We start from the raw sequence: 14,193 nt of genomic DNA, 5'->3' as shown, positions 1-14,193 counted from the left end.
ATGCTGCCTGCCCGGACCCGCAAGCCGCCCACCTTCGGCCACCTGCTGGCCCTGTTGTGCCTGGTGGTCAGTGGCTGGCTGAACAGCCTGATGGTCCAGGCCGCAGACATTCTGCTGACCGGCATTGAAGACAGCCCCGGCGTGCAATCCTTCAGCCAGGCCCTGCGCGAACTGCGACCGGGCGACAACGTGCGCTTTCAACCAGTGGCCGATCTTCCGCCACCGGGCGAGCTTCACGGCGATATCCGCTTGATTCTGCTCGACCTGCCGAGCCTCGACTGGCGCCTGCAAGATACCCAAGGCCCACCGACGCTGGTGCTGCGCATCAGCCGACTGCAAGCACAGCAACGTCTGGGTGACACCCCGGCGCCCCGCCTCAGCCTGCTCTGGAGCGATCCCCCGCCGGGCCGCCAATTGCGCCTGACCCGAATCCTCCTGCCTCAGGTCAAACGGATTGGCGTGCTGTACGACAACCACAGTGAATTCCTGCTTAAAGAGTTGCGCCAGGCGGCTCTGCCACTGGGCCTTGAGGTGGTCACCGAGCGCTGGGACAACACCCACGACAGTCGTCCACTGCAAATGTTGCTGAAAAACAGCGATGTGTTGCTGGGCCTCGACGATCCCGACTTGTACAACCCGAAAACCGCGAAAAACCTGTTGCTCAGCAGCTATGCCCGGCAACTGGCGCTGATCGGCCCCAATGCCGGGTTCGTCAAGGCCGGGAGCCTGGCCAGTACCTACAGTGATCAGAGCGATTGGCTGGCGACCCTCGACAACCTGCTCGACCAGCCACCCGCCAGTTGGCCACGCTCGTACTACCCGTCGCGCTTCAAAGTTTCAAGCAACGCACAGGTGGCTCGCTCGCTAGGTATTGAACAGATCAATGAAGCGTCTGTAGCAGCGCTGTTGGCTGAAGGAGAACGCCACCCATGAGCTTCCGTCGTCGCTGGGACATCAATACCCGGACCCAGCTCATCAGCCTCGGCCCTGCCCTGCTGCTGACACTGCTGTTGATCAGCTTCTTCACGTTCGTGCGGATCCAGGACCTGCGCCAGGAGCTCAACCACACCGGCCAGTTGATCGCCAACCAACTGGCCCCGGCGACCGAATACGGAGTGATTTCCGGCAACAACGAGGTGCTCGAAAGCCTGCTCAAGGCCTCGCTGGCCACGCCCCATGTGCGCTTCCTGGAAATCCAGGACAGCGCCAACCGGATTCTGGTGTACGTCGAACAACCGTCGGAAAGCCACAATCGCCCCCATCAGGTCGAAGTGTTCCAGGCACCGGTGCGGCTGCAACGGGTGCCGCTGCACAATGATTTTTTCCAGAGTGGCAAGAGCACGGCTACGGCTCCCGCCGAAGACTATCTGGGCCGGGTCATCGTCGGTCTGTCCAGTGATGCGTTCAGTCAACGCCAGCAGGAAATCCTGCTCAAGGCCGGCATCCTGGCGCTGTTCGCGCTGTTATTTACGTTCCTGGTCGCCCGGCGTCTGGCAGGGAGCCTGTCGCAACCGATCCGCGACATCGGCGATGCGGTCAAGGCGATTCAGAACGGCGACTTCAAAACCCCCTTGCCCATCGTCGATGACACCGAGCTGGGCGCCCTGTCGCAACACATCAACAACCTCGCCAGCGGCCTTGAACTGGCCAGCCGCAAACAGCAACAGGCAATGGCGCAACTGATCCAGACCCGCGAAGAAGCGGAAAAGGCCAACAATGCCAAGTCGGACTTCCTCGCGATGATGAGCCACGAACTGCGCACGCCCATGAATGGCGTGCTGGGCATGCTGCAGTTGCTGGAAACCACTGACATGACTGAAGAGCAGGTCGAATACGCGGCACTGGCCTCGGAATCCACCGAACACCTGTTGAAAGTCATCAACGACATTCTGGATTTCTCGCGTATCGAACGCTCGGAACTGGAGCTCGAACATATTCCGTTCAACCTCGCGGACCTGATCGGTGCGTGCGCCCAGTCGTTCCAGCACAGCGCCGCGCAGCGCGGGCTCGATCTGCAGCTGCAGATCCCCGAAGACATGCGGGGGTTGCAGGTTCAGGGCGACCCGACGCGCATCCGGCAGATTCTGGTCAACCTGGTCGGCAACGCGTTGAAGTTCACCGAGCAGGGCCGGGTGACCATCGAATCCCAGTGGCAATCACTGGATCACCAATTGTTGTGGTTCACCTGCACCGTTCGCGACAGCGGGATCGGCATTTCGCCCGAAAGCCTGGAATTGATGTTCAATGCGTTCCAGCAGGCCGACAGTTCTATTTCAAGGCGTTACGGCGGCACCGGCCTGGGCTTGCCGATCGCCCGCACCCTCGCCGAACGCATGGGCGGCACCTTGCGCGCCCAAAGCGAAGAAGGTCGAGGCTCGGTGTTCACCCTGGAAATCCCGCTGGCGCTCTATCAACAGCCGCTGCCCGTGCTGTCTTCACGCGCGCCGAGTGGCAATGGCGATGGTGAAGGCCGCAATGTGTTGCTGGTCGAGGACAACCCGGTCAATCAGACTGTCATCGAAGCCATGTTGCGCAGCCTGGGCTTTACCGTCAGCGTCGCCGTCGATGGCGCGCAGGCTGTTCGCAGTGCCGAGAGCCTGATCTTCGAAGCGATTCTGATGGACTGCCGACTGCCGATCATCGACGGCTACGAGGCCACCCGACAGATCCGCCAACTGCCCGGCTGTACCGACCTGCCGATCATCGCCCTGACCGCCAATGCCTTGCAGGGCGACCGGGAAGCCTGTTTATCGGCAGGGATGAACGATTACCTGGCCAAGCCCTTCAAACGCGTTGATCTTCAGCAAATTCTGCAGCGCTGGGTGCAGTAGTACAGGCCTTTGAAGCATCTGCGACTGGCGTGAAACACGAAAGTGCGGCAGTCTTAGGCACCCGAACAGGCCCGAAAAGGGGCTTGAATAAAAATTTCAGTGCACAAGTGTACATTCATGTCCTTGGTGCTGTGACTTTCACCACAACGCAATAGTCTATGAGTAGGCTGCCGGCTCGAGGCATGAACGCTTCGATCGGCCGGGAAGATTTGCCCCACCTGCCGCATGGGACTATTGAGGAGCTCGCATGACCAAACAAAAAGCCTTTACCCGGGAAGACCTGCTGCGCTGCAGTCGCGGTGAGCTGTTCGGCCCAGGTAACGCGCAACTGCCCGCCCCCAACATGCTGATGGTTGATCGCATCACCCTGATCAGCGAAGAGGGTGGCAAGTACGGCAAAGGTGAATTGGTCGCCGAGCTGGATATCACTCCGGACCTGTGGTTTTTCGCCTGCCACTTCGAAGGTGATCCGGTGATGCCAGGCTGCCTGGGCCTCGACGCCATGTGGCAACTGGTCGGCTTTTTCCTCGGCTGGCAAGGCCTGCCGGGCCGCGGTCGCGCCCTGGGTTCGGGCGAAGTGAAATTCTTCGGCCAGGTCCTGCCGACCGCCAAGAAAGTGACCTACAACATCCATATCAAACGCGTGCTCAAGGGCAAGCTGAACCTGGCCATCGCCGATGGTTCGGTCACTGTCGACGGTCGCGAGATCTACACCGCCGAAGGCCTCCGGGTCGGCGTTTTCACCTCCACTGACAACTTCTAAGGGTTATCCGCATGCGCCGCGTCGTTATCACTGGTCTGGGCATTGTTTCGTGCCTGGGCAATGACAAAGAGACCGTCTCCGCTAACCTGCGTGCAAGCCGCCCTGGCATCCGGTTCAACCCGGAATATGCTGAAATGGGTCTGCGTAGCCAGGTTTCCGGCTCCATCGACCTTCCCCTCGAAGAGCTGATCGATCGCAAGATCTATCGCTTCGTCGGCCACGCGGCGGCTTACGCCTACCTGGCCATGAAAGATGCCATCGCTGACTCCGGCCTGACCGAAGAGCAAGTGTCCAACCCGCGTACCGGCCTGATCGCCGGTTCCGGTGGCGCCTCCACGCTGAACCAGATGGAAGCGCTGGACATCCTGCGCGAGAAAGGCGTCAAGCGCGTCGGCCCGTACCGCGTAACGCGGACCATGAGCAGCACCGTTTCCGCTTGCCTGGCCACGCCATTCAAGATCAAGGGCCTGAACTACTCCATCGCTTCCGCCTGCGCCACCAGTGCTCACTGCATCGGTACCGCCATGGAACAGATCCAGATGGGCAAGCAGGACATCGTATTCGCCGGCGGCGGTGAAGAAGAACACTGGAGCCAGTCGTTCCTGTTCGACGCCATGGGCGCACTGTCCAGCAAGCGCAACGACACCCCGGAAAAAGCCTCCCGTGCCTACGACGCCGACCGTGACGGTTTCGTGATCGCCGGTGGTGGCGGCATGGTCGTGGTTGAGGAACTGGAACACGCTCTGGCCCGTGGCGCGAAGATCTACGCGGAAATCGTTGGCTACGGCGCGACCTCCGACGGCTACGACATGGTCGCGCCAAGCGGCGAAGGCGCCATCCGCTGCATGCAGATGGCCATGTCCACCGTTGATGCTCCGATCGACTACCTGAACACCCACGGCACCTCGACTCCGGTCGGCGACGTCGCGGAAATGAAAGGTGTGCGCGCAGTCTTCGGTGACAAGGCGCCGGCCATCAGCTCCACCAAGAGCCTGTCGGGTCACTCCCTGGGCGCCGCCGGCGTTCACGAAGCGATCTACTGCATGCTGATGATGGAAGGCAACTTCATGGCGGGTTCCGCCAACATCGACGAGCTGGACCCGGAAGTGGCTGACCTGCCAGTCCTGACCAAAACTCGTGAAGACGTCGCGGTCAACACCGTGATGAGCAACAGCTTCGGTTTCGGTGGCACCAACGCCACGCTGGTACTGAAGCGCTGGCAGGGTAAGTAATACCCCGCCGCTTCGCTGCACACGAAAACGCCCCGACTGGTTCGGGGCGTTTTTTTTGCCTGGAAAACGTAAAAACCTGCAGGCGCGAGCTTGCTGGCGATGCGGTGTAGCCACGCAACAATGATGTCGACTGACACGCCCTCATCACCGGCGAGCTCGGTCCCCCAGGGGATTTTGGTCAGCGTCAAACAGCGGTTTTCTTCAAGGCGAACATGAAGCTTTTGTCATGAAACTCAAGGAGCTGCGGCTGAATGTCGCAGACTGCAAGGCCTGCGAGACTTTGTCTGATTTTGCAAAAGACTGTTACCAAATTTTGTCATTTACTTAGCAAACTAACAAAACATATAACAAAGCCCTGCACACGCCTTGCTGCAGATAACCGAGATTGGAGCTAGCAGATGACTGTCAAAGTAACTGAACGCGACGATTCACATAAATCCCACGAAGGCGTAGCCGCCGGAATCCGGATCTGGGATGTACACCAACAAGACATGCTGGTCGGGATGTTCCACTCCGAGACCGACGCACAAAACTACAGAGCCGAACTGGAATCGCTGGAGCGCAAACGCGAGCTCGCAATCGGTTGAAGTCAGACTCCAACGTCCTGCAGCCTGCCCTTCCCGGGCAGGCTGCAACCAGCTGACACGACTCATTCAATATGAAGCACCGACAGATGAAGGGAGTCGTCAATGACTACCGAAGGGACAATACTGACGATCCGACCACTCTCAAGCTTCACCACTTCGCACTCTCCGTCCCCCATGCCGTCATTGCGGATCGAGTACTGGACCGAGGACGGGTGACGCTTGTTGAAGTCGAAATCCATGCCACAGGCAATCAGAAAGTCGATTTTCACCTCTGTCAGTTCAATCTCTTTCTCGCGCTCCCCGCCTTTCAGCGCGGTGTAATCCAGGCACAGGTTAATACCGAACGGGCACCCCGGAACCAGACTGTTAATGAACTTGCCTTCATACCCGCCGAAATAACTATGCTCGGCTCGCACGCTACTGACATCTTTTACCCTGACGACAACTTCATCGAAGAGTTTAAAGAACCAATAACCGTCCCTGGACCCGACATTCTTGCCGAAATCGATACCTGACACATAACGCTTTGGCCACATTGAGATTAAAGGAACGTCAACCTCATATTCTTTATTACTGATCGCCAGCAAATAATTAATGACATCGTAGTAACCAGACTCCTCCTCACCGACCTTGATGAGGGTCGCACAACTTCCCCCCAGAAAAACGATCTTGCCGTATCGCTCAGCCGGCAGATCTTTCATTAATGACACGACGTACTCAGGGATCTTGTCCAGATAAGCCGAGTTCAACTGATGAAGTTCTGCTTCGCTGCGAACCTCGTGCCATGGCACATTCCAGAAAAATTCCGGCAACGTAAAGAAAAGCCAGTCGGCACCGGCATGATCTGCACGGGCTGCCTTGGCGGCGATCCGTATCTTGCGTCGCAGATATTCAATCCGGGCGTCCAGTTCACTGGTCAGGTAATCGTCTATGGCCTGCCCAGGCTTTCGCGCCTTGGAGAACTGCGACTTAAAAGTTGGCTGGCATAATGAAGCAATACTGACTTGCATTGATCAATCCTTGTTTATTTTAGTTCATTCCATTTGTTCCCTTCCACACAGCACGCCCACACAAATAACTGCCGCCGCGCTCCCAAACCGAGAGCCGTCGACGAACGCCATTTAACGAAGGTTATTTTTGGGCAAAAGAAAACCCGAAAGATCGTATCGATACAATCTTTCGGGCTCAATGTATTAATGACGCAAATTACCAGCAAACATTTAAAGCCAATAAAACAACGAATCGATTACCACATCAAATCATCAGGAATCTTGTACGCTGCGTACGGATCGTCTTCGACGCTGACTTCTTCGGTTTGCACGTTCAACTGCACGATGCGCTGTGGGTCGCGCTCCTGGATCTTCAGCGCCGCTTCGCGCGGAATCACTTCATAACCACCGGCATGATGAACGATGGCCAACGAACCGCTGCTGAGTTTGTTACGCATCAGGGTGTTGACCGAGATGCGCTTGACCTTCTTGTCGTCGACGAAGTTGTAGTAGTCCTCGGTCGTCAGTTTCGGCAGGCGCGAGACTTCGATCAATTGCTTGACCTGTGCGGCACGGGCCTTGGCCTCGGCCTTTTCTTGCTGCTGACGGTTGAGCTCCTGGTCGCGCTTGACTTTCTCGGCCATGGCTTCCTGCGCCGCGCGCTGCTGGGAATCGTCGAGCTCAATCTGGCCCTTGTGGGCAAGGCGCTGCTGCTTCTGCTTGTCCTTGCTGACCTGCTTGGCTTGCTTCTGGTTGACCAGCCCTGCTTTGAGCAACTGGTCGCGAAGGGAAATGCTCATGGTGCTTATTACTCACTTAGGCAACGGCTCAACCGCAGTTGGGCAAATTCTTTTCCTGGCGTTTGGCTTCACCCCACAGGGCGTCCAACTCTTCGAGGGTGCAATCTTCCATGGGACGATGGGTGTCGCGCAATGCCTGTTCGATAAAACGGAAACGTCTTTCGAACTTGCTGTTGGCGCTCCGCAGTGCGGTTTCCGGATCGACCTTGAGATGGCGCGCCAGATTCACCACTGAAAACAACAGATCGCCGACTTCATCGGCAATCGCTGCCGGGTCATTGTCAGCCATCGCCTCCAGGATTTCATCGAGCTCTTCACGGACTTTGTCCAGCACCGGCAAGGCATCCGGCCAGTCGAAACCGACCTGCCCTGCTCGCTTCTGCAATTTGGCGGAACGCGACAATGCCGGCAGTGCAGCCGGGACATCGTCGAGCAAGGACAGCTGTTCGGGCGCCAAAGATTTTTCCGCACGCTCTTCAGCCTTGATGGCCTCCCAGCGCTGTTTGACCTGCTCTTCATTCAGGCGCGGGACATCCAGTGGCGCATACAGATCACCGGTGGGGAACACGTGTGGATGCCGGCGAATCAGCTTGCGGGTAATGCTGTCGACCACACCGGCGAATTCGAAACGCCCTTCTTCCCGGGCCAGCTGGCTGTAGTAAACCACCTGGAACAGCAGATCGCCCAACTCACCCTGCAAGTGATCGAAGTCACCACGCTCGATGGCGTCGGCGACCTCGTAGGCTTCCTCAAGGGTATGTGGAACGATGGTGGCGTAGGTTTGCTTGATGTCCCACGGGCAACCGTACTGCGGGTCGCGCAGGCGGTTCATGAGGTGCAGCAGGTCTTCGAGTGAATACATCGTTCAATCTCTGTCCGCTCCCTGTTGGAACGAGCCTGCTCGCGATGGCTCAGAGGGCGGCGCGCTCATCCAGACAGCACCCGTCTTCGTTAACGTCCATCGCGAGCAGGCTCGCCCCTACAGTGAAGCGCTCCCGTTTTATGGCGTACGGTTACGCCGGGTCTCAATAATGTTCGGCAACTGGGAAATCCGCCCCAGCAACCGCCCCAGCGCATCCAGGCCCGGAATCTCGATGGTCAGGGACATCAGTGCGGTGTTGTCCTCTTTGTTCGAGCGTGTGTTGACCGCCAGCACGTTGATGCGCTCGTTGAGCAGCACCTGCGAAACGTCACGCAGCAGACCGGAGCGGTCGTAAGCGCGAATGACGATGTCCACCGGGTAAGTGAGCACCGGTACCGGCCCCCAGCTGACCTGGATGATTCGCTCTGGCTCGCGCCCGGCCAGTTGCAGCACCGAGGCGCAGTCCTGGCGGTGAATGCTCACGCCACGGCCCTGGGTGATGTAACCGACGATCGCATCGCCCGGCAACGGCTGGCAGCAACCCGCCATCTGGGTCATCAGGTTGCCGACGCCCTGGATCTGGATATCGCCGCGCTTGCCCGGTTTGTAACCGGTGGCCTTGCGCGGAATCAGTTCCAGCTGCTCGTTGCCCCGCTCCGGCTCGACCAGTTGCTGCGCCAGGTTGACCAGTTGCGCCAGGCGCAGATCGCCGGCGCCGAGCGCGGCGAACATGTCGTCGGCCGTCTTCATGTTGGCCTTGTCGGCCAGCTTGTCGAAGTCCACCTGCGGCAGGCCGAGGCGATTGAGTTCACGCTCCAGCAGGGTCTTGCCGGCGGCGACGTTCTGGTCGCGTGCCTGCAATTTGAACCAGTGAACGATCTTCGCCCGCGCCCGTGACGTGGTGACGTAACCCAGGTTCGGGTTCAGCCAGTCCCGGCTCGGAGTACCGTGCTTGCTGGTGATGATCTCGACCTGCTCACCGGTTTGCAGGCTGTAGTTGAGCGGCACGATGCGCCCGTTGATCTTGGCGCCACGGCAGTTGTGACCGATCTCGGTGTGCACGCGGTAGGCGAAGTCCAGCGGCGTCGCGCCCTTCGGCAAGTCGATGGCGTGACCGTCGGGGGTGAAGATGTAGACCCGATCGGGTTCGATATCGACCCGCAACTGCTCCGCCAGGCCGCCGATGTCGCCCAATTCTTCATGCCACTCAAGCACCTGACGCAGCCAGGAAATCTTCTCTTCGTAGTGGTTGGAGCCGGACTTGACGTCGGTGCCTTTGTAACGCCAGTGCGCGCAAACACCCAGTTCGGCTTCTTCGTGCATGGCGTGGGTGCGGATCTGTACTTCCAGCACCTTGCCTTCCGGGCCGATCACCGCCGTGTGCAGCGAGCGGTAACCATTCTCCTTGGGGTTGGCGATGTAGTCGTCGAACTCTTTCGGAATGTGCCGCCACAGGGTGTGGACGATACCCAGCGCGGTGTAGCAGTCGCGCATTTCCGGAACCAACACGCGAACGGCACGCACGTCGTAGATCTGGCTGAACTCCAGACCCTTGCGCTGCATTTTGCGCCAAATCGAATAGATGTGTTTGGCCCGACCACTGATGTCGGCCTCGACACCGGTGGCCTGCAATTCGTTTTTCAGCTGGCTCATCACGTCGCTGATGAAGCGCTCGCGATCCAGGCGCCGCTCATGGAGCAGCTTGGCGATCTGCTTGTACTGGTCAGGCTCGAGGTAACGGAAGGACAAGTCCTCCAGTTCCCATTTGATATGACCGATACCCAGGCGATGGGCGAGCGGCGCGTAGATGTCGAAGACTTCACGTGCCACGCGGTTGCGCTTCTCGTCATCGGCGGTTTTTACCGCACGGATCGCACAGGTACGTTCGGCCAGTTTGATCAGCGCGACGCGAACATCGTCGACCATGGCCACGAGCATTTTGCGCAGGTTTTCGACCTGGCCTTGAGCGCCCATCACCATGGATTTACGCGGGCTCAGGCTGTCGCTGATCGCCGCCATGCGTTGCACGCCGTCGATGAGTTTGGCCACCACCGGACCGAAGCGCTGGCTGACCGCGGGCAACTGAATCTGGCCTTCGCGTACGCCACGGTACAAGACCGCGGCGACCAGCGAATCCTGATCGAGTTTGAGGTCGGCGAGAATCTCGGCGATCTCAAGGCCGGTGCGGAAACTCGAGTTTCCTTCCGCCCACAGGTTCTTCGCCGCATTGGCTTGTTGTTCGGCCTCGCGAGCGTACTCGCAGGCTTCTTTCAAGGCTTCGCGATCCAGTGCCAGATCGACACTGACCGCATGATCGAGCCAAGCCTCGAGATTGATACTGCCGTCGGTGTTGATCGGCTGGTGTGCTCTCACCTGTACCATCTTGCTTACCTTCCCTACGACGCAGATTCAATGCGTCAAAATCGCTGACCTTCGTTGCCCGTGAGCCCACGCGGGGCTGGTGCGCGGCTGCACAGGCGGGCCAGTCGGACCAGACGAGCATCCTAGCTCGCTTCAAATAACGCCATGGCCTCGACATGCGCCGTCTGAGGAAACATATCGAGAATCCCGGCACGTTTTAACCGGTAGCCCTGCTTGATCAATTCGACCGTGTCGCGCGCCAGGGTTGCCGGGTTGCAAGACACATACACCAGCCGTTCGGCGCCCAGAGATTTGAGCTTGCGCACCACCTCGAAAGCGCCGTCACGCGGTGGGTCCAAGAGTACCGCACAAAAGCCTTCGGCGGCCCATTCGGCGTCGGTCAAAGGCTGGGATAAATCGGCCTGAAAAAACTTCGCGTTATGCAGATTATTGCTAACGGCGTTCGCGGCTGCCCGCTCGACCATCACCTGCACACCTTCCACTGCCACCACTTCACGTACGGACTGCGCCAGCGGCAAGGCAAAGTTGCCCAGGCCACAGAACAGGTCGAGAACCCGTTCATCCGCTGCCGGCTTCAACCATTCCAGCGCCTGGGCAACCATCGCCTCGTTGACTCCGGCGTTGACCTGAATGAAATCCCCCGGCCGATAGGCCAGCTCCAGATTCCACGGTTCCAGGCGATAGCCCAACGACGGGGCGGCCTCAACCGGATGCGGCTCTCCGTCACCGTGCAGCCACAACTGGGCTTCATGCAACGCGCAGAAATCCTTGAGGACGGTCATGTCGCTATCGGACAACGGCGCCATGTGCCGCAGCAACACGGCCAGCGAAGAACCGCTAAACAGCTCCACATGGCCAAGCGCCTGAGGTTTGCTCAAGCGCCTCAGCATTTCCGGCAAGCCGGTCATGATGGGCTGCAAGGGTTGTACCAGCACCGGGCATTGATCAATGGCGACAATGTCCTGGCTGCCGGCGGCGCGGAAACCCACTTCGAGTTTTTTCGCCTTCATGTCCCAGCGCACAGCCACTCGGGCGCGGCGACGATAAGCGAATTCCGGACCGCTCAAAGGAGCCGCCCATTCTTCGGGTTCGACGCCAGCGACCTTCGACAATTGCTCGGCGAGCATGCGCTGTTTCAGGGCAAGCTGTTCGTCGTGCGGCAAATGTTGCACGCTACAGCCACCGCAACGGCCAGCATGGGCGCACGGCGTCGGGCGGCGCAGTTCGCTGGCCTTGAACACCCGTTCGGTACGCGCCTCGACCACTTTGCCGTGGGCACCGAGCACGCGCGCCTCGATTTCTTCACCGGCCAACGCGCCGATGACGAACCAGGTGCGGCCTTCGAAAAACGCGATACCGCGACCGTCATTGGCCAGGCGCTCGATGGTCAGGCGCTGCTTTTTGCCGGTCGGGACTTGCGGGGCCTTGCTGCCGCCGGTGGGCTGGAAGCGCAGGCCTCTCTCATGCTTGGCCATCAGTTGGGCAAGTCGAAAATGCCGGTCGACAGGTAACGGTCGCCACGGTCGCAGATGATCGCGACGATCACCGCGTTTTCAACTTCTTTGGACAGACGCAGCATCGCCGCCACGGCACCGCCCGAGGATACGCCGCAGAAAATGCCTTCTTCGCGGGCCAGGCGACGGGTCACGTCTTCGGCTTCGCTTTGGGCCATGTCGACGATACGGTCCACACGATCAGCCTGGTAGATCTTCGGCAGATATTCCTGTGGCCAGCGACGGATGCCCGGGATCGCCGAGCCTTCCATTGGCTGCAAGCCGATGATCTGCACGCTCTCGCTCTGCTCTTTCAAATAGCGCGAGACGCCCATGATCGTGCCAGTGGTGCCCATGGAGCTGACGAAATGGGTGATCGTGCCCTGGGTCTGGCGCCAGATTTCCGGGCCAGTGGTGGTGTAGTGCGCTTCAGGGTTATCCCCGTTGGCGAACTGATCCAGCACCTTGCCACGGCCTTCGGCTTCCATGCGCTGGGCAAGGTCGCGAGCGCCTTCCATGCCTTCTTCCTGGCTGACCAGAATCAGCTCGGCACCGTAGGCGGTCATGGCCGCCTTGCGTTCGGCGCTGGAGTTGTCCGGCATGATCAGGATCATCTTGTAACCCTTGATCGCGGCGGCCATGGCCAGCGCGATTCCGGTATTACCCGAGGTCGCTTCGATCAGCGTATCGCCGGCGTGGATCTGCCCGCGCAGCTCGGCGCGGGTGATCATCGACAGCGCCGGACGGTCCTTGACCGAACCCGCCGGGTTGTTCCCTTCGAGCTTGAGCAAAAGGGTGTTGCTGGTGGTGCCGGGCAAGCGCTGCAAACGGACCAGCGGAGTGTTGCCGACGCAATCGGCGATGGTTGGGTACTGCAAGGTCATGGCGTATTCGCAATCCAGACTGCGGGGGCGCCTATCATACCGGCAAACCGGGTCAGGCCATATCACGCAAAGTGTGGTGCTTATGGCTTATGGGTATAAGGATGGTTTTGACTCCTGCGTTCTGGCTGGAACAGGCAGAGGGTGGATGTCACTAAATAGCCATCATCCGCCCTGGCTCCCTATCAACGAAAAACTCACTCCATCAGAAATTTCCTGCAACTCACGACGACATGCATGAACTACTTGGCAATGGTTTTCAGGGATAGTCTTTTGTAACGCGGAATATGCACTTCATACGATTTCGCGACACCCATCACATTGACAACTACTTTAAATGAGCACTTAGATGAAAATACTTTTTTCGCTTTCCCTCGCCAGCCTGATTCTGGCGAGCACTCAAGCCTCAGCAGCATGTATTAGCATTCTTAATACCTACAACGGATCCGTACCCGCCAACTCGTTCGTTATAGCACAAGGCCCTTTTACGATTACCAGTGCAAACGGATGTCGGCAGGCCAACATTTCCGCCACTATTACCGCCTCAGGCGCTGGCTCTGCCCCGAAGCTATACATTGATAGACAAACTGGTTCAACCTGGACTCAAGTCGCCGGCGGCCGTGGCAACACTGCTTCAGTACTTGGCCCGCTGGGGACTTACAGGGTACGCCACGAGAATACGCTTAATACACAAAGACAATATTCCGGGACCACACGCTATGCTCGATGAGCAATAGCTTGTCGGTACCCATCAATACTGTCGGGTACCGACTTACTCAAGCCTGAATGCTGATAAACAGATCATTTCCAGATGAGTTCGCAAAATAGGAGAGTGCGTTTATCGCCTGATTGGCGCCCAGCAGCATTCTCGTCACGATCTTGAATGACTCCTGATGAGCGTACATAGGCCATTCGCGGGCGTATGCCTTGTTATCACCCAGCATCTGGTTAAACATGGCAATCGCATTATACTTGACGTCCTTCTCAGTTTGATGACCATTTTTATCAGTCGCCATATTCCCCGATATAAAAACACACGCCACGTGCTCATCTATCAAATCAAGCTCACAAAGCCTTGATCCAATCCTTGCGAGCTGGTTGGTACTTATCGACGTAAAATCGCATCCCCTTATCAATTCTTTCAACGCCTCTATTTCAGACTCGCTTGTCAAATTCAATACATCAGCAGCATCAGAGGCTTTGGTTATTGTATGAGCATTTTTTGTTTCGTAAGGATTCTTGATGACATAGGCATCAGCCTGCATTGATAGGGCGGGTGTTCTTATTATGACATCCATTAGCGGTCCTCCTTGATATTGATCTGCAAGGTAGGTATCGCCCGTCACATTAAAGCCTTGAGATCGCTTTTCTCA

General features: G+C 58.2%; 12 protein-coding genes. 5 read left to right on the top strand and 7 right to left on the bottom strand.

Annotated features, from left to right (window positions below; all coding sequences use genetic code 11):
- The 5 genes from ACX3YF_RS14730 to ACX3YF_RS14710 all read left to right on the top strand — a co-directional run bounded on the left by ACX3YF_RS14730 (position 1) and on the right by ACX3YF_RS14710 (position 5,413).
- Positions 1-933: an ABC transporter substrate-binding protein gene (locus ACX3YF_RS14730; RefSeq protein ID WP_130209502.1), complete on the top strand. Its 933-nt coding sequence runs from the start codon at positions 1-3 to the stop codon at positions 931-933.
- Entirely contained in the window at positions 930-2,831 is a 1,902-nt protein-coding gene (locus tag ACX3YF_RS14725; protein ID WP_458973877.1) for an ATP-binding protein, read from the top strand. Before ACX3YF_RS14730 ends, ACX3YF_RS14725 begins: the two co-directional genes overlap by 4 nt.
- A 247-nt stretch (positions 2,832-3,078) precedes the next feature.
- A complete protein-coding gene (gene fabA, locus ACX3YF_RS14720) occupies positions 3,079-3,594 on the top strand; it encodes a 3-hydroxyacyl-[acyl-carrier-protein] dehydratase FabA (RefSeq protein WP_047532222.1) in 516 nt (171 codons plus the stop codon).
- An 11-nt stretch (positions 3,595-3,605) separates the two neighbouring features.
- A complete protein-coding gene (gene fabB / locus ACX3YF_RS14715; RefSeq protein ID WP_047532224.1) occupies positions 3,606-4,826 on the top strand; it encodes a beta-ketoacyl-ACP synthase I in 1,221 nt (406 codons plus the stop codon).
- A 398-nt stretch (positions 4,827-5,224) separates the two neighbouring features.
- The gene (locus ACX3YF_RS14710; protein WP_130209498.1) at positions 5,225-5,413 is read left to right on the top strand and encodes a hypothetical protein; all 189 of its coding nucleotides are present in this window, start codon (positions 5,225-5,227) and stop codon (positions 5,411-5,413) included.
- A gap of 62 nt (positions 5,414-5,475) precedes the next feature.
- On the opposite strand, the gene ACX3YF_RS14705 is transcribed toward ACX3YF_RS14710, so the two are convergent.
- The 7 genes from ACX3YF_RS14705 to ACX3YF_RS14675 form a co-directional block, all read right to left on the bottom strand.
- Positions 5,476-6,423 carry a hypothetical protein gene (locus ACX3YF_RS14705; RefSeq protein WP_448647331.1) on the bottom strand — a complete coding sequence of 316 codons (948 nt, stop codon included), beginning with the start codon at positions 6,421-6,423 and terminating at the stop codon, positions 5,476-5,478.
- Between the two features lie 236 nt (positions 6,424-6,659).
- Entirely contained in the window at positions 6,660-7,202 is a 543-nt protein-coding gene (locus tag ACX3YF_RS14700) for a DUF2058 domain-containing protein (RefSeq protein ID WP_007988773.1), read from the bottom strand.
- Positions 7,203-7,230: 28 nt separating this feature from the next.
- The gene (gene mazG, locus ACX3YF_RS14695; RefSeq protein ID WP_448647332.1) at positions 7,231-8,064 is read right to left on the bottom strand and encodes a nucleoside triphosphate pyrophosphohydrolase; all 834 of its coding nucleotides are present in this window, start codon (positions 8,062-8,064) and stop codon (positions 7,231-7,233) included.
- A gap of 138 nt (positions 8,065-8,202) precedes the next feature.
- Positions 8,203-10,446 (bottom strand): GTP diphosphokinase, encoded by a 2,244-nt coding sequence (gene relA, locus ACX3YF_RS14690; RefSeq protein WP_130209495.1) that lies wholly within the window; start codon positions 10,444-10,446, stop codon positions 8,203-8,205.
- Positions 10,447-10,568: 122 nt separating this feature from the next.
- Positions 10,569-11,921, bottom strand: coding sequence for a 23S rRNA (uracil(1939)-C(5))-methyltransferase RlmD (gene rlmD, locus ACX3YF_RS14685; RefSeq protein ID WP_130209493.1), 1,353 nt, complete (start codon positions 11,919-11,921; stop codon positions 10,569-10,571).
- Positions 11,921-12,823, bottom strand: a complete 903-nt coding sequence (gene cysM, locus ACX3YF_RS14680; RefSeq protein ID WP_448647333.1) for a cysteine synthase CysM — start codon at positions 12,821-12,823, stop codon at positions 11,921-11,923. The genes rlmD and cysM overlap by 1 nt, the downstream gene beginning before the upstream one ends.
- 773 nt (positions 12,824-13,596) lie before the next feature.
- Entirely contained in the window at positions 13,597-14,118 is a 522-nt protein-coding gene (locus ACX3YF_RS14675; protein WP_196586378.1) for a hypothetical protein, read from the bottom strand.
- Between the last annotated feature and the right edge of the window lie 75 nt (positions 14,119-14,193).

The organism is Pseudomonas fluorescens group sp. PF-69 (assembly GCF_054481235.1).
The sequence above is the reverse complement of the archived record's forward strand: the minus strand, read 5'-3'. Positions and strand labels throughout refer to the sequence as shown.